Source organism: Lysinibacillus sp. RS10 (genome assembly GCF_041956855.1).
GTDB classification, from domain to species: domain Bacteria; phylum Bacillota; class Bacilli; order Bacillales_A; family Planococcaceae; genus Lysinibacillus; species Lysinibacillus xylanilyticus_A.
In genome coordinates this window covers 1,453,214-1,476,379 of sequence record NZ_CP167122.1, presented here as the reverse complement: position 1 = coordinate 1,476,379, position 23,166 = coordinate 1,453,214, and the positions used below count along the sequence as shown (strand labels likewise).

Below are 23,166 nucleotides of genomic sequence, written 5' to 3'. Positions count from 1 at the left end.
GTAACAAATATTAATCAACAAAAGGGTACAGAATTGTAAATATTCTAGTACCCTTTTTGTGACGTCTGAATCAATACATAGCATAGTCCTGATTCATGATTAATGACCAAGCTTTTTTCAGAATTACAGCATGGAGAAGAAGCATGCGCCGACCATAATGACACTGGTAATAGGAAAACTAATAACTACTAATATTTGAACAAGTGTTTCTAAAGCAGTTGTCAATATTTCTAATGTCTTATCAGCAATAGCATTAGCGGGTATTGTGGACGGTATTTGCGCTATTTCTGGCTCACTACAAAATGAGTGACTTTTTTATATGTACATTTTATTCCCTATTTCCTAAAATGGAAATATAGAGGGAGGAATATACAAATGAAAAAATCAGTATTTATTGCTGCATTAGTATCAAGTATAGGTTCAAAATTCATATGAATAAAGAATAAATTTCGAGTAAGAAGATGGATAAAATTGCACCCAGAGCAAGAAATCTTAATTACAAGTGAACATTATAAACGCTTGGGTGATGAAGGATTACTAAAAATTATTATTGTAGGTTCATATACGGGTAAAATCATATCCTATGATCCACAATTATTTGAGATTATGCCACCTAGTCCTAATTTTGATCCTACTTCACTTTCAAAATTGTTTAGAGACTTCACACAATATTCTAGAGATCGTTATTTGGATAATAAGAAAAAAACAACTCATTATATATAATTTGTAAGTAACCAGGTACTTACTAATTTTGAGCATCTGGTTTTAATTGTTTATATGGCTTAAAAGTAATTCATCCATTTGAGTTTTAAGTGCCTAATTAGCTTACCTTAATACTTGGTCCTCAAGGTCAAGGGGCTAATGGAATCAGACAAGGCAAACATGTTTTTCAAATCTATGGTGATAATGAGGGCAGATGTAGGTCGTGAAATGAACAGTGCTGATACAAATTGGCATTACCATCTTGCCGAGGATAATTTCAAACATCACTATGCGCAAGTTGTTTTAAAACATAACACTTTACCAGCATGGGGGTCTCCGAAAAAGTGAATGAACATAAAGAGGTTTTTATTTTAAGCTATGGTTGTGATTTAGATCATAGTAATATTAATTTCTTAGTAAAAGAGCGATTGATGCCTTTCTCTCATTGGCATAATAAGAAATCACCTAATGAAACTGATATCTGCGTTCAATATGAAGTTTTTGACGTTAATCGAAAAAAGCACAAACAACTCTATTACGGCCATAAATTTTATATTAATAAAATAAGATTAGAAGCTTTTTTGTATTCTCTTTCTAAACTTAAAGGAAATCATGTTTATGCTAACCCTCAAGTTAGAGGACATGCTTGTGCTCTTATAGATGGAGTAGAATATACTGGACGTGTATATGAGTCGTTAGAGGATGCCCAAACCTTAGTTTTTATAGATGAGGATTCAACAAATAATATGCCTTTAAGAGAGAAGTTGCCTTCTTTACGAAAAGAGTTACACTTTCTAAAAATGCCAATTAACATAACTTTCGAAGAGAGCGATTTGTTAGTTGCTAAATGGATAAAAAGCATAATTAATGAAATAAAGTAATATCAAAATATTCAACACTTGCTTTGAGAGTTTGACTGTAATGTTATCCACATAAAAAAAATGACCTAGTTCAGTTTTTATCTGTACTTAGATCATTTTTTATTTTTTTACAATATTTATTAATCGGAAGACGCGTGAATGCTATACTCGCCAAACATAAGTGTAATCATAGGTATTTAAAGCAAGCATTAAATCAAACAGTATATCCATACAAATATATCAAAGAAAACCCTTTATCATTACTCAATTACTTCGAATCATCCATCTTCAGAACAGCCATGAACGCTTCTTGCGGTACTTCGACTGAACCTACTTGTTTCATACGTTTCTTACCTTCTTTTTGTTTATCAAGAAGTTTTCGTTTACGAGAAATATCCCCACCGTAACATTTCGCTAATACATTTTTACGCATGGCTTTAATTGTTGAGCGCGCCACAATTTTTTGTCCAACTGCTGCTTGAATTGGCACTTCGAATTGTTGGCGTGGGATTAATTCTTTTAATTTTTCTACGATGATTTTACCACGTTCGTACGCAAAGTCACGGTGTACGATAAAGCTTAGTGCATCGACTTGCTCGCCATTTAGTAAAATATCCATCTTCACTAGTTTTGAAGTCTGGTAACCAATAAGTTCGTAGTCGAATGATGCATAGCCCTTCGTATTTGATTTTAAATAATCAAAGAAATCATAAACGATTTCTGATAACGGCATTTCATAAATAATGCTGACACGTGATGTATCAATATAATCCATCGTCATGAAATTACCACGCTTCAATTGACAAAGCTCCATAACTGCCCCTACATAATCGTTCGGCACCATAATTGTTGCTTTGACATATGGCTCTTCCACTCGATCAATTTTTTGTGGATCAGGCATAAATGATGGGTTGTCAACCTTTATTGATGTATCATCCGTCATATGAACATTGTAAATAACGGAAGGTGCTGTTGTAATTAAATCAATGTTAAATTCACGCTCAATACGCTCTTGAATAATTTCCATATGTAGCAGCCCTAAGAAGCCACAACGGAAACCGAAGCCAAGCGCTTGTGATGTCTCTGGTTCATATTGTAATGCAGAGTCATTCAGCTCTAGCTTTTCTAACGCTTCACGTAAGTCATTATATTTTGCCGTATCGATTGGGTATAATCCGCAATAAACCATTGGATTTAAACGGCGGTAACCTGCTAATGCTTCAGCCGCAGGGCGATTCGCAAATGTAACTGTATCCCCTACACGAGTATCACCAACGTTTTTAATGGACGCTGTTAAATAGCCTACGTCACCAACTGTTAGTTCATCCTGTGGTACAACTTTTGGTGTATGTACCCCTACCTCAATAACTTCAAATTCTGCTCCAGTAGCCATCATACGAATTTTGTCGCCTGGTTTTACTGTACCATTGACAATTCGAATGGAAATAATAACACCTTTGTAGGCATCATAGACAGAGTCAAAAATAAGGGCTTGTAGTGGTGCTTCTGGATCACCAGTTGGTGCAGGTACCTTCTCTACAATTTGCTCTAAAATATCTTCAATACCGATACCGGCCTTAGCAGAAGCTAGTACCGCTTCAGAAGCATCTAACCCAATTACGTCTTCAACTTCTTGACGTACGCGTTCTGGATCTGCTGCTGGTAAATCGATTTTATTGATAACAGGTAAAATTTCTAGGTCGTTATCAAGCGCTAAATAAACGTTTGCTAGTGTTTGTGCTTCAATGCCTTGTGCTGCGTCGACAACTAAAATTGCACCCTCACAAGCAGCTAAACTACGTGATACTTCATATGTGAAATCGACGTGTCCTGGTGTGTCGATTAAATGGAATGTATACACTTCGCCATTTTTAGCTTCATACTTTAATTGTACTGCATTTAATTTAATCGTTATGCCTCGCTCACGCTCTAAATCCATTGAGTCGAGGAGCTGTGCTTTCATTTCACGAGATGTTAATGACTTCGTTTGCTCTAAAATACGGTCAGCAAGCGTTGATTTCCCGTGGTCAATATGTGCAATAATAGAGAAATTTCGTATATTCTCTTGTCTTTTTAAACGTGCTTCTCGGTTCATCTTTTCCACTCCTAATTAAACTATAATGAATTATACTATGAAAGATATGCAAAGTACAACAACAACTAGACTAGAAAGCCTATTACATCAATACTTGTAAGTGTTTTACGCGTTTTTTAGATTTTGCAGGTTAATGTATATTACAGCATGATTTTGGGGCTAGATTGGGGCTAGATTGGGTCTAATAAAATACGGCGAGCGTGTGTACAGGAATGCGTGAGTAAGAAAGATTGAGGCTAATTACTTCGGTCTTTTTTTGTTGGTAAATTATAAGAATAGCTCACTTATATAAAAAATAGTACTGCTTGGCACAGTGCATTTCTAGGTACATTAGATAACCCTTCACAGATAATTGTGGAAGGTTACTTTATTTTCTAAATAACTACAGTTAGAACCAAGGTAATTTTTATTTATAAATATAGCACTATACATATTTGTCCAAGGAATATGTTCAGAACATCTTTCGCATTTATCTACATATTTATCACGTAATATACCATTCTCTAAAAAGACATGCCATTGTTTATCCGATAAACTTTCAGATCCATTTTTTATGAGGAGCAATGATATTTCTAACACTTCACCATCGTAAAATCTATTCTCGCTTATTAGTTCTTTCAAATATGAAATAAATTTAGATGGTTTCTTAATATTCTTTGTTTAAGCTGTTCTCTTTGCATAAAACGTCCCCTTTTCCATCTATATTTAATTCGACAAAAGGGAATGATTTCCTTCTAAATTAGACAATATATAATGTCCAGGCCAGCTGTTAAACCGCTTGGCGCTTTAATATTGCACTTCAAGACGACACAAAAAGCTGATTGGCCATCATTTACACGGGCAATCAGCTTTTTGTCGTTTAGAGATGATTAATATACGTTGAATTGAACTACTCACCACTTAGCTAACGCTTGAGGCGGGAGTCTTCTGTCGGGAACTGATAAAAAATCCTACCGACAACGCTCGGCCCTTAGGGATACCACCCGCAATAAACCAGACAGAAAACTACTGTCAGTCTTATTACCTTGCCTACCACAGTAGGCGCCTTCTCTGAATGATAGAATAGCATCTTTATCCAATATATTCAGTAAAGCAACAGATGCTTACCCGAATTGCCACGGACGATTCGCGCTCGCATTTTTCCTTGGCTTATTGGTCCCTAATTCTTCTCGACTCATTATTTGCGGTTCCATTCCCTTTTCGATTTGCGAACTAAGTGCTCTCGAAAGTGAATACACATTCGGTGCAAAATAGACCCGATTTGACTCTAATTGGCAAATAGGACAAGTTGATTTGTCTTTATTCCCTGCCATTGATTTAAAAAATAACGTAAAATCTCCACAATCATTGCAACGAAATGTGTAACTAGGCAAGAATAAACCTCCTTATCCTATCATTTTGGCATAATATTTTTATCGAATATTTTTGTAGGGATTGCAATGGTACAACAAGCATTTGGAACATCGACTATGCCATTGATTCGACTTTCAACAGGTGCTGTACTCAGCAGCATATATGCTTGTTCACCTGTATATCCCAGCGTTTTTAAATACTCAATGGCATTCAAGCATGCCCGACGAAACGCAAGAGTAGCATCTAAATAATGTTGTTTCCCATCCTTATTATCTACTGAAATCCCTTGGAAAACGAGGAAATCATTATAGTTTGGATCTACTGGGCCCGGTTGGAATACAGGATTTTCGTAAATTTTATAGGTTTCCATGCCACCTTTAATGACATCCACCTTTAGATCAATCCATCCTGCCATCTCGATACCACCACAAAATGTGATTTCTCCATCCCCTTGTGAAAAATGAAGATCTCCTACCGATAACTTCGCTCCCTCCACAAATACTGGGAAGAAGATTTTCGTCCCTTTAGATAGATTTTTAATATCACAGTTCCCGCCATTTTCCCTTGGTGGTACTGTTCGAGCTCCTTCCTTAGCTACTCGATCAAACTCAGCCCCTTTTAATGTGCCGAGCACTGCCCTCTCCGGAGTTGGTGCATTGGCCAACGTTGGAACCCGGTCCGGGTTGGTCATAATGAGTTCTTTTTCTCGTTCATTCCATTTTTGCAAAAGTTCCATAGAGGGAGCAACGCCTATTAAGCCAGGATGGATAATCCCAGCAAACTTCACACCAGGTACGTGTCTCGAAGTGGTATAAATGCCTTCAAAATCCCAGATTGATTTAGCTGCTTCTGGAAATTCGTCAACTAAGAAACTTCCCCCATTCTCTCTTGCGAAAATGCCGTTAAACCCCCACGCCGAATCTTGAAAAGTACCAATATCTAAAATATCTACGACAAGTAAATCTCCAGGTTCAACGCCGTTCACATAGACCGGTCCACTCAACACATGAACACGTGCAAGATTCACATCCCGAACATCATTTGGGCTATCATCATTCTTAATTTGTCCATCTGTCCAGTCTTTACATTCCATTCTAAAAGAAGTGCCTGGATCTACTGAAAATGCTGCTGGTATGTCTGGGTGCCATCGATTGTGACCAGGATGTGCCTGTTCTTCCATTGATTTGCTTAAATCTAGTTTGTACAGAGTTTTCACCATTTGACTTAATCCCCCCAGTTTATATCTAAATGACGTATGCGATTTCATATTATCAAAGATAAATAGTAATGTCAAATTATTTTGAATATTCTATCTTTATTTCAAAGAACAAACTAGAATGAATCTAGGGCAGTCAAATGTATTATTTCTTATTTAAAAACCTCACACATTCAGTATCCCCTATACTCACCTGTTTTTCTAAATATTCTAATTATTTATAAGAAAAATAGATGCAAACAACTATTTATATATAGTTATCATTTAATTTATTTGTTATTTATTGTATATATAAATGATTTGTAACTAGGATCATTAATTTTTCCTTTTTTATGCAAATATGTACCGACAATAAAGTACAGTATTAACATTGGAACGCCAATTGGGGCTAACAACTAACCCCACAAGCTCTGAACCGTAGATATAAAGGAAATTCTGGAACCTTTAAACTAGTATGAATACTACTATGAACCTTATACAAACCACAACATTAGAACGGTATAAAGACAGTCAAATCAATGGTTATTCTGATTGATGTGCCATTTCCTCTGCAAAACATGATGAAAAGCGAAAAAGCGTTAATAGTTAGAACTGAGAAAAATGCAAGAGGTTTTCCTTTATTCTTAACATAAAAATAGCCAGCTACACCTATAGTAAGGTGCATGCTGACTATTTTTTTACTTAATTGATTATTTATCTATCGATTGTTGAATAAGGTTCGTTAACGTCTCAATACCTTTTTGTTCTAAATGTACACCATCTGAAGCAAAATACTCTGGATGGTTAATAGCAGCCGAATGCCAATCAATCAATGTAATATTATCATGCTCTTGAGCTTTTTGTTGTAAAGAATAATTCACTTTACCTTCCCAAGAACGCGGTACCCGAGTATTTACTAAATAAATATCGGCATTGGAGAAAGCTGCAAGTAGTGCATCAATCTGATCACTCGAAAAGTAACCATTTGTGCCAAGTTGAATAATAACTGCTTTATCTGGCTGATTAAAACTAGCATAATTTGGAGCCAGTTTGACGGCTTGTGAAACTTGGCGACCAACTTTTGCATCAATTGTAATGTCCGGATAGATCTGATGTAAGCTTGTAGCAATATCTATCATGACAGAATCTCCAATAGCCAATATTCCAGTATAAGATTCATTCATAGCGTTAGCAGTTGGATCATTTTCCTCCTGTTCAGGCTCTTTTATGTCCGGTTGAGCACTAGTTTCACCTTCCCCATCCTCAACATTTGATGAATCACTTTCTGTTGTTTCTTTTTCCGTTACGGTATCATCTCGCTTTGCAGCTTGTTCAGCACCATTAATTTTAACTTCTGTTAGCTGGGATTCTTTTGATTCCGTTTGTTCTTTCCCTACAACTCCTGTAATTCCAGTCAAAAATACTAAAAGGAATAGAGGAATGAGCACTGTTGAAATTTTTCTAGTGAACGAATAGCTGCCCCATTTATTTTTATTAAATGCAAGGTACTGTCGATAATAGGAACGGAACCCTTCCTTACGTATCGGCATTTCGATAAAACGATACGATAATTCAGCAATTATCAAAATAAGAACTAGTTGTAAAGCAACTCGCCAGAAAACAGGATTACCTATTTCGTGGACTGGCGTACCTAACACGATAATCGGATAATGCCATAAATAAATTCCATACGATCTTGAACCAATCCAACGTAGAGGCTTCATAGAAAGCATTTTCCCTAAAAAGCTAATCGGATGACAAACACATGCTATTAATACAGCTGCATTCAAACAAAATAGGAACATACCACCTCTATATAAGAAAGTTTGATATTCATCTACAAAAATAATACTTAAAATGAAAATAGTAAAAGCAACAAGGCTTATAATATCTAGTTTCTTGGCATGCTCCATAGATAGTTTTTGTGACGATAATCTTTTCATCGGCCAAACGAGAGCTAGCCAACAGCCTATTAATAATTCAAAGCAACGCGTATCTGTCCCATAATATACACGACTTGGGTCAGCTCCTGGCTCATATAGTATGCCCATTAACGTAGCTGAACATAATGCACCGATAAATATGAAAATGGCTAATTTACTCTGTTTTTTAACAATATAAAGCCCAAGCATTAACAGAATCGGCCAAATAAGATAAAATTGTTCCTCAATAGCTAAAGACCATAAATTTTTTAAAGGTGAAGGGGATCCAAAACTATCAAAATAAGAAATTTCATGAAAAATGAACCACCAATTACTTGAGTAAAAAATAGAGGATATTGCATCTCCGCGCAACGTATTGAGAAGTTCCTGATGAAACAGGGTCGCCCAAGCGAATGAAGTAATAATCATTACATACGCAGCAGGTAGTAAACGTCGAAATCGTCCAATCCAAAATTTCCCTAATCCTACTGTTAACTGATTTCCTTTTAAAGGTAAAATGGTAGAGGTTATTAAGTAACCTGATAAAACAAAAAAGATATCAACTCCTAGGAACCCACCACTGGCCCAGCTGAAGTTAAAATGATAAGCAATAACAGCTAGTACTGCTAAAGCTCGAATCCCATCAAGCCCCGGGATATAACGATGATTGAACGTCTTGCCTGACATAATATTCCTTCCTCTTCTTCCAATAATCTAGTTCATCACCATAACGTGTGGTTGATTTCGCCTTGGCGTAATTGCGTCCGGATTTTGAATTGTGCCCAGGCCTGCAAATGTTTTTTGTGCGAAAGCGTAGTGTTAACGTAGCGGCAGCAACAGATGTTTTTTGCGCGAAAGCGTAGCGACAGCAGCACGATGCAGGTCAGTTAGCCGTTTTCGCAGGATGCGAAGATTTTAGGCTAACATCCTAAATTCATTCCTTTGAAAATCCGTGACATCCGTCGGAGGCTTTATCTTCATTCAGTAGGGGGTATGGAACCTATTGACAGGGAACCACATCCGTATTTATCTCACTACCTTCAGAGGTGGGAGTCTTCTACTGAATGAAGATAAAAGGCATACGTTTTAACAAATGTCATCCTCAACTTTTGGTGTGAGCCAATTATCTACAAATATTTTACATTTTTCATAGTGTAAACTTTAGTATAAAGCCAAACATCGTCCCCTTTTAACTAACAATTCAGTGCACTCACTTATATGAATGACGGGTGAGTAACTATAAAAGTTTATATAAAATGATATCTTAGAAAATTTTTGTCCCTCTCAGACAGCTAATAGTTCAAGAGAAATAACTGGGTTCTCCACAACTTACACCCAATATTTCTCCAATCAATTCGCATGAATATTTTAAATTTTCCCTTGATAACTTAAACAACACAATTAAGCTCTTCATATGTATAGTTGTACTTTATTCCATTTAAAATAATCGCTTATCTTTCCACATTCTTTTCGTCAAAAAAGCATCTCCAAAAATGGTAGATGCTTCAAAAGCGTGTTTCGCCTTTTGCATATGCAGTTCAAAAACTTTTTCCAAATCAAATCTTTATAAACTGCCTTGAAAATTATAAGCCAAGGAATGAACAATTTAAAGGTCTAACAACTATTTTTTTTAAAAAAAATTCTTGGTAATTTTACTAACAATAGGCATCGTAATTCGGGATGACATTTGTAAAAAAAATGGGCAAAAAGATGGTCATCATAAGCAGTCCATCTTTTTGCCAATTCCACTATATAAATTATAGTAATCTTTTACTAGTTTTAAAATAAGAGACCTACTATTCTTGTTTTTCTGTAATAAAGGATTTTGCAATGGCTTTTCCTATTACGGCAATTGAACGATTCAATTCTTCTTCTGTATTATCAATTCCACCTAATTCGATTAAAATCATTTCTTTTGTTAAATCCTGATTATAGCGCCCATCTACATTGTCTCCACTTTTAGAGATAACACCTCTAGAGATCTTTGGCACAATTTCATTCATAGAAGCAGATAAACTTTCTGCATAAGCAGTATTCCAACGATAATTCGTATGCTCTGCACCTACGACAATGGCAATCCGTGCATAGGATTCGTAGTTATGTGTAATCGTTGTTGTATTTTTCTTAGCAGCATCTCGATGCAAATCAATAACTAAGTCATAGGACTGCTCTTGTAAACGTTTTGATAAATACGGACGCACAGTATTGTATGAATCCGGAAAACTTTTTCCCTTAAGTTTCAGTTCCTTCATAACATCAACCTCTAATACATCCGTCTGTATACCGTTCATGCTAAAATGCTTGGAAATTGCATCTTGTAAATTATAAATATTTGTCTTTTCATCATAATTGGCCGCTTTCCCGCTAACAGCTTTTACCATCGGTTGATATGATTCTTGTGAATGCGTAAATAATAATAATACTTTAAATGGATCTTTTGTCTCCTCTTTTGTCTCTTCTTTTGTCTCCTCGAGCACACTTTGTTCAGTTAAATTAGTAGCGGCATACACGACTGGTTGATCCTCTGGTTGTTTAATCGGAGTCGATGCTTGCTTGTTGAACGGAAGTTGCCCAGCAATGACAGGTAATACGAAGAAGAACAATAATAAACCAAATGACCACTGTAGTTTTTTTAGCAAAGTCACACCCTCCTCCCCTTATCGTATGGAGGGGATGTGGCTTTTAGAACGAAAAAAAATTACAGATTATTTGCCCATTTCATAAGCATAGATGATACGATTTTAGCATATTTATCTATCCAGTAATCGGCTTCCTTTGGCGTAACCATCAGCTGTGTATGCGAGCCTGCAAATGTTTCAGCAAACAATTGCTGACGTTCTTCTTTTGTCCAGGTAGCCCATTCACCAAAAATTGGTTTTATTAAAGACATATCAAGCTCTTTATTTATATCTGGTTGCCAAGATGATAATGACAATTTTGATGAAGGCTTGCTCCGTTCTGCAACTCGTGCCGCTAAAGAACGTAGCATGAACTCTACAGCATCTGCAATTAATACAGGTGCATCAACTACTGTTGGGATACCAATTGCGGTAACAGGAATGCCAAGCATCTCATATGAAATTTCCTTACGCTGATTTCCTACGCCTGAACCAGGATGTATCCCTGTATTCGTTAATTGAATTGTTTTACATAAACGATCACTAGCCCTTGTTGCAAGTGCGTCTACGACAATAATTAATTTTGGCTTCAGTCGTTCAGCCAATGCCGCAACAAAATCACCAGTTTCATATCCTGTTTGTCCTGTTACACCAGGCGCATACATGACAAATTTTTCATCAATTACATCTAAACTATGCAAATGATCAATAAGATACGGTCCTATAGCATCGGGTGTAATGGTACGATTACCTAGACCAATAATTAAAATTTTGTCGTCCTCATTCCACGACATTGCTTCATGCATTTTATTAAAACTTACAAGCAACTCTTTCTCCAGCTGTTCAAATCCATCCTGATCATCAAGCGTCAAAGTAGGTACGGAAAGTGTAATGTACTGCCCTTTCTTCTTACCAATCTGCTTCTCACCTTCTGCATTAACGAGCACATCAGTGATTTTTACCCGACCAGTATTCCGATCTTCAATTTGGACACCGCTTTTCTCTTCAAGCGTTTCCTTTTGCTCATTCGTTTGATGTAAAACAACTTCTTCCGACTCATCAATTAAATCCGTACGTTGCCAATTTAAATTTTGCATACAGTTCACCTCAAAAGTAGTTTGTTCAAACTGTCAAGTAAATATTCTTTGCATTTATCTATTGCAATTTAGCCTAGCGTTTGTTAAAATGATTTTTGTTGTATTGACACAAGAAATCAATGAGAAGATATCATCTCGTACCTATTTTAGGAGGTGAAACATATGCCAAACATTAAATCTGCGATTAAACGCGTAAAAGTTAACGAAAAAGCTAACGCTGCTAACACTCAAGCTAAATCTGCAATGCGTACTACAGTGAAAAAAGCTGAAAACGCTGTTGCTGCTAATGCTGAGAACGCACAAGAACTTTTACAAGCAGCTTTCAAATCTTTAGATAAAGCAGCTTCAAAAGGACTTATTCACAAAAACGCGGCGGCTCGTAAAAAGTCTCGCCTTGCTAAAAAAGCGTAATTGTTATAAAGGATCAGTATACTCTATTCAGAGTAGCTGATCTTTTTATTTTTCAAAGAGCATTAATTATGACCTTAATTGCTGTGCTGCGCTATCGCACAACATGCGTCTTGATTTTGATTGTGCTAACTGTATAAAGATAAAGAGCTGCCCATATTGCTTAGGACAGCTCACCAAAAGTTGATTTCTTATTAAAATTGACGCAGTAAAAAGAGTTCTAAATAACGCTCACGATTGCCACCCGCTGTTTTCAGCTGTAAATCGACCTTTGCTAGCTGATACAACGCCTTCAGTAAACTTTCCTCTGATGGACGATTACGCTGCTCAACCATCAATTTGACACGATAAGGATGTACTTTTAAATTTTTGGCAATTTGCTGTGGATGGTAGCCTTTTTTTAATAAATAAAACACATTAGACATCGTACGAACATTGGATGCAAGCAATCCAACAAGCATGATGGGCTCTTGCTTTTGACGTAGTAAATCGTGATAAATAGACAATGCCCCTACTGAATCATTCGCAAAATAAGCATTTAACATTTTAAAGGCATCCTGCTCCAATGTTTTTGCCACTAAATCCTCAACTAACGTAGCAGTAATTTCGCCTCCATCACCTAAATAGAGAGTTAGCTTCTCAATTTCCATTTGCAACTGTAACATATTCGGCCCAACCATTGCGACAAGCTGCTCAATCGCATTTTGCGTAATACTGTTACCCTCTGCTTTAACAACACTTTGAATCCAAACAGCTAAATCCTGCTCTTTGGGCGTTTCAGTTTGGACTAATAATGCATGCTCTTTCATTAGCTTTGTCACTTTTTTACGCTCGTCTAATTTCTCATAAGGTGCGATAAAAACGGTTACTGAAAAATCGGAAGGATTCGCAAGCCATGCCTCAAGGCGTTTAACATCATGGTCGATTTTCTCTTTACCCTTTTCAGTTGCCTTTAAAAAAGATGCATTTTTTGCAATAATCAGCTTCCGTTCAGAGAAAAAAGGAATTGTATCCGCTTCATCCATAACAACATCTACTGGCATTTCTTCTAAATCAAATGTTGACATTTCTATCTCTTCCTCAGGTCCTATAGCCTCTTTTAAACGTTTAACTGTTTCATCTATAAAATAGCTTTCCTCACCAACGAGTAAATAAACTGGTGAAAGCTCTCCTCTTTTGATATTATTCCAAACCGTTGAAATCATAATTTCCCCTCCATCTAGCAATACTACTAGTATACATGATTTGAATTCCTTTGTGACTTTGACCGAATTGTGTCGATTCCTTGCCACACGGCGAATTCTCCTTTTCGATATAGCTTTTATGAAAATGATGTCTTATAATAAATAACAGAATTGGAGGGATAACAATGAATCCATTTGAAGGAAAAAACATACAATGTCGCCGTAACGATGCAATCGATTCTGGAGTTGGTTTCGGTGTATCATTTGGAGCTTTCGCAATTATGTTTTTCATCGCAATTATAGTAGAATTCGTAGCTAGATAATTATTAATGTACGATTGAAAAGGACCTTGCTCATTGGACAAGGTCTTTTTCGATTTGCACTGACCATGTTTTTCCCCGAATTCGCACCTCAATCGTGCCGTCTATTCCAGTTGTTAATGTCGGTAAATTACGACTTGCGAAACGCTCCACTACCTCATCATGCGGATGACGATAGCGATTATTGAGCCCTGCGCTGAAAATGGTTAATTCAGGCCGTAACAGCTCTACAAAAGGCTCAATACTTGATGTTTTACTGCCATGGTGTCCAGCCTTCAACAATGTCATCTCCGCTAATTGTTTGTTGTAAAGACGAATAATCTCCTGTTCACCATGCTCCTCTAAGTCACCCGTTAACAATGCTCGAAATGCCCCCTGTTGTAAATACAAAACAATTGAATCATTATTCCCCTCATAAACGGTCTCAAGGGGCCATAAATATTGAAAGCTTGTCTCTCCTATACGCCACGTTGTACCATGCATCTTTTCTTTCACTTGAACCATTTGCTTCTTCGCTTCCATCAGTAAATCTTGCATAATAGGTTTATCCATTGAACCAGGAGTGAGATGAATTTCATGCATATTAATCTCCTGCAAAATCTCCTCAGCTCCCTCTACATGATCAGCGTCTGCATGGGTGACGATAAAAATATCAATGTCTCGAATCCCTTTTCCTTTTAAAAACGGTACGACAACCTGTCTTCCAACCTCATACGGGCTTTCTGAAGTCTTCCAGAGTTCCTGCTCAAAGCGCAGTAAGCCTCCTGAATCAATAACGTATACGGCCCTCCTAAACGGTAATTCAATAACTGTACAATCACCTTGACCAACGTTTAAAAACGTAAGCTTCGTTTCATTAAATAACATCGGCAATAAATGAATACAGATTGCAGGAATGAAAATCACAACTGCAAATTTACCATAATGCTTGATCTCTATAAAATAGAAGCCCGCTAACACACTTATCAACGCCACGCAAATAAGCCAAATAGCAGGTTTTCCCGGCGACCACAACTGAAAAGGCAATTCCTGGACATATAAAATGAATGTCGTAAGCCAAATACGAAGCGGCTCGTATCCAGCAAATAAAACCTTTGCTACTGGCATCGATATAATCGTTATGACAAACATAGCAATATTTAAGGGCAAAATAACAAAGGAAAACAGTGGTACGAAAATAATATTTGCCAAAAATGATGAAATAGAAATTTCATAAAAATGATGGAGTAATAATGGATAAACAAGAAGCTGGCACACAAATGTAATGAGAAATGAACGGATTAACCAGTTCGTGGATAGTCTTAAAATGACGCCAGAATAGACGAGACTAACCGTTGCTAAATATGACAATTGAAAACCAATCTGATAAATGACACCTGGTTCTAGTAAGACAAAGCAAAGAAAGCTAATTGCTAGGGCATCATCAATCGATATTTGCCACCTAGCGTAACGCATCAGCATGATTAATTCTACGACAGATACCGCACGCCATACGGACGGAGCACCGCCAGCTAGCACTCCATAGATAGGTAAGATGATGAGTAAAACTATAGTCGCCATTTCCTTCCGTACGCCTATACGTAGAAGACCTTCAAAAAACAACCATGAGACAAGTGCCACATGCAGACCAGAGATAGCAAATAGATGTGTGATGCCAAGCTTTTGATAGGCTCTTTGAAGCTCATGATCGACTTGATCCTGTGATCCTATTAGAAGTGCTTGTGCTTCTGCAACTAGTGACTCCGGGAATGTTGTTTCAATATGTTTTTTCATAGAGTGTCTCTGTTTAGAAAGAAACGAACGAATAGATTTTTTCTCTTCTATAAAGGTCCAGTTTGAAACTTCAAATATTCCTCTTGCACCTTTACTGATCAAATATTTTTCCATAGAAAATGCATACGCATGTGCAGGTGGAAGAGGTGCTATAAGTTCTCCATGAACTAGATAGGTCCTACCAGTCAATGAAGTAGTTTCATAAAAGCTTTTCTCTTGTTCTGATGAAAATGTATAGACGACATACAACTTCTCACCTGTTTCAGTTTTTACAAAACCTCGGAGTTTTTGACCATTTATTTTATATTCACTCGACCAAGTTATTTGGAATGTTGACGGTAGAGGGGAAGATTCCGTCAGTTGAAATGTAACAATGAAGAAATAGGAAAGAAAACCAATAACCATAACAAAAGCTGAAATTAAGTGTGTTTCACCTTTCAAGTTAAGCCATAACGCGAAAAGTAGAAGAATAGCGAGTAGCCAAGCTGACTTGTGTGCCGCTAATGAAGCTACAAGTACAGCTAGTGCTACGTAAACCCATTTATGCTTTAGAGCTTTTTGCCAAATAATGCACTCACCTTCTGTTCATATGGGAGCAATTTTTCTGCAGGCATGCCACATTCACGAAGCTCGTTTAGCATGTCTATGTACAAGGCTAATTTGTCGTCGCTTAAAAAGTCGATTTTACGTTCATCAAATGGAACGTGAACTACCTCCACACCCGCTTTTCCAAATAATTCCTGTGCATAAGGATTATTTTTATAATCAGTGGCGTAATAAACGCGTTCGATACCTGCTTGAATAATAGATTTCGTACATGGTAGACACGGGAAATGTGTAACATATAAGTCTGCACCTTTTGTAGGTGTACCATATTTAGCACATTGTAGAAGTGCATTCATCTCAGCATGCACTGTACGCACACAATGATTATCAACAACATAGCAACCTTTTTCAATACAATGTTCATCACCTGTAATTGAACCGTTGTAGCCACCTGCAATAATTCGCTTATCCCGAACGACGGTTGCTCCTACTGCCAGTCTTGTACATGTACTACGTAATGCGAGTAAATGGCTTTGTGCCATGAAAAATTGATCCCAAGTAATTCGCTCCATATGACTACCTCCAAAAAAATTCGATGACAATTTTTTATAAACTGTGCATACATTGCAACAGTCAATTTTCTACTATAGTGTAGCCCTTTTTGAAAAGGGTCGTCAATATCACAAAACGTGCCGCCTCACTTTACTGTAATAGAATCTTTCAGTTTTTCATACGTCTTTTCTCCAATACCGGTCACTTTTTTTAAATCCTCAATTGTTTTAAAGCCTCCATTTTCCTCACGATAGGAAATAATACTCTGAGCCTTTGATGGACCAATACCTGACAATGTCGTAAGTGCTGCTTCATCCGCTTTATTTAAATTGACCTTTTGATCCTCCATGCCATTATTACCTTGTGAAGTACCACTAGTAGGCATCGTCAACATATTAGAGGTGATTTCGTCTAGCTTTTCACCCTCTCTAGGGATATAAATAACCATTTCATCCTGAACTTTTTGGGCATGATTAATAAGTTGCGTATTAGCATCTTGCGTATAGCCACCTGCAAGCTGTACAGCATCTATAATACGTTGGTCGGGCTGTAGCTCATAAACACCTGGATACAGTACAGCACCCTTTATATCAACAAATACCTGTTGTATGACCGCTTCATCCACAGGCTCTTTTATTTCTAGTTGTTCAATAGGTTGGATTGTTTCGATGAGCTCTTCTTGGGGAGGTGAAGAGTCAGAACTCGAAAAAAAGAAGTAACAAAGTCCACCGATTACAAGTATGCCGGGAAGCAACATACTTTTTTTGTACTTTTGCCATAAAGATTGGATCATTCATAACATCCTTTCTTTGCAAAAGGTAATCATATGGAGTCTCCTTCATCTTACAATATCATTCTTACATTGAAAAGATAATTTATCTATTAAGACAAAAAGACATCCCTGGCCTTTGCTTTTATGACACCGACATAATGATGTAAAATTATGTTATGCTTTGAATAATAGCCCATCATCATATCTTGTGGTTGATCCCCAAGGAGTCGCCCAGTCGGAACGAAGATCAACCTATATACATAGCATACGTTTTAATAAATGTCATCTACAACTTTTAGTGATGAGCCACAATAAATAAGACACATTATGCCTTTGTGTACTGAATGGAGGAAGACTATGCAGCTAACAATACAGGCAAAGGGAGAATCTTTTCTATTATGATGCACGATTACAGCATAAAGATGTCATCGTTTTATGTGAAGTCATTGAACATATTCATGAGGAACGACTTCCTAAAATAATGTCATTACTGTTATCTCAATATAGTCCTCAAACATTAATCGTGACAACACCTAATGCTGAATACAATGCTGTATACGAATTAGATGAAATGCGGCACGATGACCACCGCTTTGAATGGACACGGAGTCAATTTCAAAAATGGTGTCATGTAATGAATAGCCATGAACAATATGCGCTTTTATTTACAGGCATCGGTAATGAACATAATCTTTATGGACAACCTACCCAAATGTGCATCTTTACAAAAAAGGAGGTAAGTGTATGAACATCACAGTTCCACACACAGGGATTGTTCTGCTAATTGGTCCATCCAATAGTGGGAAATCTACGCTTTTACAACATTGGGTTAATGTAGGTATGCTTTCTCCTTCTGAAATCATTAGCTCTGATAGTTATCGCACACTTGTTGCTGATACAAATTATATTGATTTTCAAAACTATTCAAAGGAAGTAGCAGATTTATTGTATGATGAATATTTCGCTACCTCTGCACAAGCCTTCGCTGTTATGGAACGCGTCTTAGAGGCTAGATGCACATTAAATAAGTGTACATTTGTCGACGCTACTCATTTACAATCAGAAGAACGTCAAAAATACATCTTGCTTGGGAAGAAACTACATGTTCCTGTAAGTGCGATCGTATTGGATGTTCCTCTTGAAGAATTGTTACAACGAGATACTTTACGCCAAGATCCAAGAGGAAGTAAACGTATCAAACAACAGGCACGCCTATTGAAAACAGAAAAACGATTGATTAAAAAAGAGGCATTTACTAAAACCTATATGGTGAAAGAAACAGAGGAGCTAACACTATCAAGACAGAAGTCATCCTTATACTTAGATGTAGATGCTGGGCTTGATGTTATTGGAGATATCCACGCTTGCTTTGATGAATTTATCGAATTACTGGGTAAGCTAGGCTACGAAGAAAACAAGGAAGGTTACTATATTCATCCACAAGGTCGACGTTTTGTTTCAGTTGGTGATATTATGAGCCGAGGACCAAAATCTATTGAAACGATGGCCTTTTTTGAACGTCATATAGAGCGCGGACTTGCCTATATGACCGATAGTAATCATGGTTGGAAAATCGCTCGTTGGTTAGATGGACGTAAAGTAACGCTCCATCATGGAGATGAGCTAGTTGAAGCTGAATTTATCGATTATGAAAATGTTTATGGGGTGGAGCAAACAAAAGAATTTAAAGCTCGTCTCGCTAAATGTTTACTGGCCGCTCCGTCTCACTATATATTAATGAACAACGGCATTTCTTCCGCTGTTGTTACACATGCTGGTATCCGTGACCGTTATATAGGCAAACAATCGGCAAGAATTTCTGATTTTTGTCGTTATGGTGATGTACTGGGACAAGATCCATCCGGAAAACCTATTCGTAATGATTGGTTTACAGAGCATCAATCATCACAGCTTATTATCTGGGGACATGATCCTAAATTACGTCCCTTAAAGCAAAATAATACGCTGAATATTGACCAAGGAGTTGTTTTTGGTGGTCAGCTAACTGCCTTTCGTTATCCTGAAAAGACCATTGAGTTTGTGAACGCTTATAAAAACTATGCAGGTATTGAACGGAATCCTCTACTTGAAGCGAAAGCTCAACGTTTTGATCCGCCAAATATCGGTGCATTTTTAGAAGGTTTCACAGTGGAAACTGCATACTTTGGCAATGTACAAATTGGTGGTGCTCATGCAAAGGCTGCCATAGACATTGTTTCTCATTATGCATTGCCATTAGAGCAGCTCGTTTATATTCCACCAACGATGAGCCCAACTCCTCAAACATCTGCTTTAGGGGACACATTAGAGCATCCTACAGAGGCGTTTGCCTATTATCAAAAGCATGGTGTCCATACAATGATTGCCGAGAAAAAACATATGGGCAGTCGTGCTGTACTGCTGCTGTTTAAAGATTCACTCATTGCAAAGGAATATATCGATACAGAAACACTTGGCATTATGACATCTAGAACAGGAAGACGTTTTTTCGATCAAGAGACAGAGCAAAAAATTCTTCAACAACTCCATTGTGAATTAATGGAAAAAAACTTTTTCGAACAGTTTAATACAAATTTCGTACTACTTGATGCGGAAATTTTACCTTGGAACTTAAAAGCGCAGCAGTTAATCGATCAGCAATATGCACATGTAGCTGATCAAGCATTAATGGACCGTACAAAGCTTATGGAGAAACTACGTGACACAGCACATATCGATGTTTCAGAATGGCTTCAGGAGTATAAGGGGTCACTTGAAAATGCACAACGATTTTCAACCGTTTTTCAAAACTATTGTTGGGATGTCCAGGATACTTCAGCTATTCAAATTGCCCCCTTCCATGTATTAGCACATAGTTCAGAAACTTTTTTCCATAAACCACATACATGGCATATGGAAATGAATCGACTGTTTGCAAAAAATTCAGCGCTATTCATTGAAACAGAATTTAAGGTAATTACAGATGAAGCTTCTGAACAGGAAGCCATTACATGGTGGGAGGAAATGACTGCAGCTGGTCATGAAGGAATTGTTATTAAACCCGAAACCTTTGTAACCAACTATCAGGGAAAACTACTTCAGCCTGCTATCAAAGTACGCGGACGCGAATATTTACGTATCATCTATGGTATGGACTATTTACAGCCATCAAATTTAACGAAGCTAAAAGAACGCAATCCAAGTAAAAAAATGAAGCATGCATTGCGTGAATTCGCACTCGGACTGGAAGGGATAGAACGTTTTGTAAAAGGTGAATCGACTGCTCGTATTCATGAATGTGTACTCGGCACACTAGCACTCGAAAGTGACCCTGTCGATCCTAGACTTTAGTAACGCAGGACATGTATCAAAAAGTCGAGGTGAGCAAAATGTGTTGCTTCCTCAAACGTTTTGGCTACCGACCTCCCTTTTTGACATTCTATCCGTCGCTTCAATGAATCTATCCGTTACTGTGGCTTTCTATCCGTCACTTCGATGGTTCTATCCATTGCTTCGGCTCTCAAAAAGCAAAAACAGCTTGTTAGTTTTATTCTACTAACAAGCTGTTTTACTATTTCACCGCACGGATAAAAATGCGTTCACTTTCGTATTCAGGGGCTTCATCTGTAAAATCTGCCGTTACTTCCACATGTGTAAAGCCAATTGCACGAAGCCATGCCATATATTGCTCAATTGAGAATGTGCGCTGGATATGCTCCTCATCAAAGCGTTCATACAGCTCACTCACAGCATCTCGCACATAAAACGTCATTTGATGAACAACGGAATGGTCAAAATCGCCGGGTTCCGTATGCCATACATAGCTAATGTCGCCATCGTCATAAGTAAATGGTCCATCTAAAAAAATATCATTCATTTTAAATAACGAATGCACGTCAAAAAACAATTGACCTCCATCACGTAATGCGTCAAAAATACGTTGTAACGTTGAATAAACCGCCTTTTCCTCCACTACATAATTCAGTGAATCAATAGCAATCGTTACAACGTCAAGTGCCTCAAAGCCTTCTAATTCATCCATTGACATACAATAGAGCGGCACTTGTAAATCAGCCTCAGCAAAGCGCTCAGCGGCAATTGAGAGCATATCTTCAGATAAATCAATTCCACCCACCTTATAACCAGCCTGCGCAAACAACAGGCCAAGTACACCTGTACCACAACCGATATCTAAAAGATTTGGGAATTGACTGCTTGGTGCATGCTGCAAAACCCATTCCACATAAAGACTGTAAGGAATATCCGTTTGTAGCTCATCATACACGTGTGCAAATCGTTCGTAACTACTCACTTAAGCCTCAGGCATGTCTAGTTGCGGTGCGTCACCCCATAGACGTTCAAGGTTATAATAAGCACGTTCATCTTTATGGAATACATGCGCTACAACATCTCCAAGGTCTACAAGAACCCAGCGTGCGCCATCGAAGCCTTCTACACGACGAATTTCATACCCCTCTTTTACTGCTACCTCTTGTAATTCACGCGCAATTGCTTGCACTTGGCGATCTGAATTACCATGAGAAATAATAAAGTAATCCGCTAAAAGTGAAATTCCCTGCATATTTAAAACGACAATATCCTCACCGTGTTTGTCGTCAATTGCTTTGTAAGCTGCTTGTAATAAAGTTGAAGTCATCCTTCACTTTCCTCTCTTTTCATCGTATCGTTATAACATTCTATGGATAATGGATAAATTGGCTGCTTTGTGTCAATTAAAAATGCCAATGTATGGCGCACACAAGCACTCATCGCTTTATCCAAATTTTTCATTGCTTTTTTTCGCAGACGCTCAACCCCATCAAATTTACGATTTGGTTCAATCATATCTGCAACAAAAATTATTTTTTCTAAACGACTCATACCCACGCGTCCTGTTGTATGAAAACGAATTGCATTTAACGTATCCTCATCTGTAATGTCAAATTCACTTGCTACAATATATGCACCTACTGGTCCATGCAGTAATTCACTGCCCCAGCCGATTAGACGAGCATCTAATTTTTCATCACGGACGATTTGCTCCATCCACTCAATATCTGCATATTTCGCAATATCGTGAAGAATGGCTGCTGTCTCAGCTTTTTTTTCGTCCTCACCATATAATTTTGCTAGCTCAATGGCGGTTTCCATTACACCAATGGTATGAATATAGCGTTTCTCTGGTATGCGTGGCTTAATCGCCGCTAAGTACTGTTCGCGTTCCATAAAGACCTTCCTCTCGTATGAACGTCTCTACCGCTTCAGGCAGTAAAAAAGTAACCGTTCCTCCAGTGGCCAGGCGTTCACGAATCAGTGTGGACGATAGATCGATTTGGGGAGCTTCCACCATTAGTATAGGATACTCTGTCAAGGCCTCTGTTCCTGGACGCTTTACTCCTACAAATTGCACAAGCTTCACTAATTCATCAATACAGTACCATGTATGAAGCGAATCAATCATGTCGCCTCCAATGATAAAGTAAAATTTCACATTAGGTTCTCTTATACACATCGAAGTAAGCGTCTTATAAGAATAGGATACGCCACCCTTCTCTACCTCATACGACTCCACAGAAAAATGCGGATATGGACTTATTGCATGCTTTACCATTTCAAGGCGCTCCACGTCACTAGCATCATGACGTGCAAACTTATGTGGTGGTAACGCATTTGGCATAAAGCGAACTTCATCTAAATCCAAGGCATGAAGTACTTCATTAGCCATCATTAAATGTCCATTATGTGGTGGATTAAATGTGCCTCCCAATAAACCGACCTTTTTCATCGTCT

The 23,166-nt window shown here is 37.6% G+C and carries 21 protein-coding genes; 7 read left to right on the top strand and 14 right to left on the bottom strand.

The annotated features are described in order from the left end of the window. Positions 1 to 471: 471 nt before the first annotated feature. The 3 genes from ACB089_RS07420 (at position 472) to ACB089_RS07410 (ending at position 1,583) form a co-directional block, all read left to right on the top strand. Positions 472 to 723 (top strand): hypothetical protein, encoded by a 252-nt coding sequence (locus ACB089_RS07420; protein WP_374965865.1) that lies wholly within the window; start codon positions 472 to 474, stop codon positions 721 to 723. A 138-nt stretch (positions 724 to 861) separates the two neighbouring features. Next, a complete protein-coding gene (locus ACB089_RS07415; RefSeq protein ID WP_374965864.1) occupies positions 862 to 1,050 on the top strand; it encodes a hypothetical protein in 189 nt (62 codons plus the stop codon). Then, positions 1,047 to 1,583, top strand: coding sequence for a hypothetical protein (locus tag ACB089_RS07410; protein WP_374965863.1), 537 nt, complete (start codon positions 1,047 to 1,049; stop codon positions 1,581 to 1,583). The genes ACB089_RS07415 and ACB089_RS07410 overlap by 4 nt, the downstream gene beginning before the upstream one ends. Positions 1,584 to 1,830: 247 nt before the next feature. Here ACB089_RS07410 and lepA read toward each other — a convergent pair whose 3' ends face one another. The 6 genes from lepA to gpr form a co-directional block, all read right to left on the bottom strand. Continuing rightward, positions 1,831 to 3,657, bottom strand: a complete 1,827-nt coding sequence (gene lepA / locus ACB089_RS07405) for a translation elongation factor 4 (protein ID WP_374965862.1) — start codon at positions 3,655 to 3,657, stop codon at positions 1,831 to 1,833. 1,103 nt (positions 3,658 to 4,760) lie between these two features. Continuing rightward, on the bottom strand, positions 4,761 to 5,030 hold the full coding sequence (locus ACB089_RS07400) for a zinc ribbon domain-containing protein (protein WP_374965861.1): 270 nt from the start codon (positions 5,028 to 5,030) through the stop codon (positions 4,761 to 4,763). A gap of 20 nt (positions 5,031 to 5,050) precedes the next feature. Then, the gene (fmdA, locus tag ACB089_RS07395) at positions 5,051 to 6,229 is read right to left on the bottom strand and encodes a formamidase (protein WP_374965860.1); all 1,179 of its coding nucleotides are present in this window, start codon (positions 6,227 to 6,229) and stop codon (positions 5,051 to 5,053) included. 686 nt (positions 6,230 to 6,915) lie between these two features. After that, entirely contained in the window at positions 6,916 to 8,814 is a 1,899-nt protein-coding gene (locus tag ACB089_RS07390; RefSeq protein ID WP_374965859.1) for an acyltransferase family protein, read from the bottom strand. Between the two features lie 1,109 nt (positions 8,815 to 9,923). Beyond that, complete coding sequence (gene spoIIP, locus ACB089_RS07385) at positions 9,924 to 10,772, bottom strand: stage II sporulation protein P (RefSeq protein WP_374965858.1); 849 nt, start codon at positions 10,770 to 10,772, stop codon at positions 9,924 to 9,926. Positions 10,773 to 10,825: 53 nt separating this feature from the next. After that, a complete protein-coding gene (gene gpr / locus ACB089_RS07380) occupies positions 10,826 to 11,842 on the bottom strand; it encodes a GPR endopeptidase (protein WP_374965857.1) in 1,017 nt (338 codons plus the stop codon). Between the two features lie 162 nt (positions 11,843 to 12,004). Between gpr and rpsT the strand changes: the two genes are divergently transcribed. After that, complete coding sequence (gene rpsT / locus ACB089_RS07375; RefSeq protein ID WP_068983677.1) at positions 12,005 to 12,253, top strand: 30S ribosomal protein S20; 249 nt, start codon at positions 12,005 to 12,007, stop codon at positions 12,251 to 12,253. A gap of 191 nt (positions 12,254 to 12,444) precedes the next feature. On the opposite strand, the gene holA is transcribed toward rpsT, so the two are convergent. After that, the gene (gene holA / locus ACB089_RS07370; protein WP_368635872.1) at positions 12,445 to 13,455 is read right to left on the bottom strand and encodes a DNA polymerase III subunit delta; all 1,011 of its coding nucleotides are present in this window, start codon (positions 13,453 to 13,455) and stop codon (positions 12,445 to 12,447) included. A 164-nt stretch (positions 13,456 to 13,619) separates the two neighbouring features. Here holA and ACB089_RS07365 point away from each other — a divergent pair, with 164 nt between their 5' ends. Continuing rightward, positions 13,620 to 13,757 (top strand): YqzM family protein, encoded by a 138-nt coding sequence (locus tag ACB089_RS07365; RefSeq protein ID WP_374965856.1) that lies wholly within the window; start codon positions 13,620 to 13,622, stop codon positions 13,755 to 13,757. A gap of 30 nt (positions 13,758 to 13,787) precedes the next feature. Here the strand turns inward: ACB089_RS07365 and ACB089_RS07360 are convergent, their stop codons facing one another. The 3 genes from ACB089_RS07360 to ACB089_RS07350 form a co-directional block, all read right to left on the bottom strand. After that, a complete protein-coding gene (locus tag ACB089_RS07360; RefSeq protein WP_374965855.1) occupies positions 13,788 to 15,968 on the bottom strand; it encodes a DNA internalization-related competence protein ComEC/Rec2 in 2,181 nt (726 codons plus the stop codon). 107 nt (positions 15,969 to 16,075) lie between these two features. Then, positions 16,076 to 16,645, bottom strand: a complete 570-nt coding sequence (locus ACB089_RS07355) for a ComE operon protein 2 (RefSeq protein ID WP_374965854.1) — start codon at positions 16,643 to 16,645, stop codon at positions 16,076 to 16,078. Positions 16,646 to 16,770: 125 nt separating this feature from the next. Next, a complete protein-coding gene (locus ACB089_RS07350; RefSeq protein ID WP_374965853.1) occupies positions 16,771 to 17,418 on the bottom strand; it encodes a helix-hairpin-helix domain-containing protein in 648 nt (215 codons plus the stop codon). 460 nt (positions 17,419 to 17,878) lie between these two features. Here ACB089_RS07350 and ACB089_RS07345 point away from each other — a divergent pair, with 460 nt between their 5' ends. Together ACB089_RS07345 and ACB089_RS07340 are read left to right on the top strand one after the other, a co-directional pair. Next, positions 17,879 to 18,145 (top strand): hypothetical protein, encoded by a 267-nt coding sequence (locus ACB089_RS07345; RefSeq protein ID WP_374965852.1) that lies wholly within the window; start codon positions 17,879 to 17,881, stop codon positions 18,143 to 18,145. After that, positions 18,142 to 20,727 (top strand): polynucleotide kinase-phosphatase, encoded by a 2,586-nt coding sequence (locus tag ACB089_RS07340; protein WP_374965851.1) that lies wholly within the window; start codon positions 18,142 to 18,144, stop codon positions 20,725 to 20,727. Before ACB089_RS07345 ends, ACB089_RS07340 begins: the two co-directional genes overlap by 4 nt. 220 nt (positions 20,728 to 20,947) lie before the next feature. On the opposite strand, the gene ACB089_RS07335 is transcribed toward ACB089_RS07340, so the two are convergent. The 4 genes from ACB089_RS07335 to ACB089_RS07320 are packed head-to-tail and all read right to left on the bottom strand — an operon-like array spanning position 20,948 to position 23,161. Further along, positions 20,948 to 21,688: a class I SAM-dependent DNA methyltransferase gene (locus ACB089_RS07335; protein ID WP_374965850.1), complete on the bottom strand. Its 741-nt coding sequence runs from the start codon at positions 21,686 to 21,688 to the stop codon at positions 20,948 to 20,950. Continuing rightward, a complete protein-coding gene (rsfS, locus tag ACB089_RS07330; protein WP_368635863.1) occupies positions 21,689 to 22,033 on the bottom strand; it encodes a ribosome silencing factor in 345 nt (114 codons plus the stop codon). It abuts the gene before it with no gap. After that, positions 22,030 to 22,602 (bottom strand): bis(5'-nucleosyl)-tetraphosphatase (symmetrical) YqeK, encoded by a 573-nt coding sequence (yqeK, locus tag ACB089_RS07325; protein WP_374965849.1) that lies wholly within the window; start codon positions 22,600 to 22,602, stop codon positions 22,030 to 22,032. Before yqeK ends, rsfS begins: the two co-directional genes overlap by 4 nt. Beyond that, positions 22,571 to 23,161 carry a nicotinate-nucleotide adenylyltransferase gene (locus ACB089_RS07320; RefSeq protein ID WP_374965848.1) on the bottom strand — a complete coding sequence of 197 codons (591 nt, stop codon included), beginning with the start codon at positions 23,159 to 23,161 and terminating at the stop codon, positions 22,571 to 22,573. Before ACB089_RS07320 ends, yqeK begins: the two co-directional genes overlap by 32 nt. Between the last annotated feature and the right edge of the window lie 5 nt (positions 23,162 to 23,166).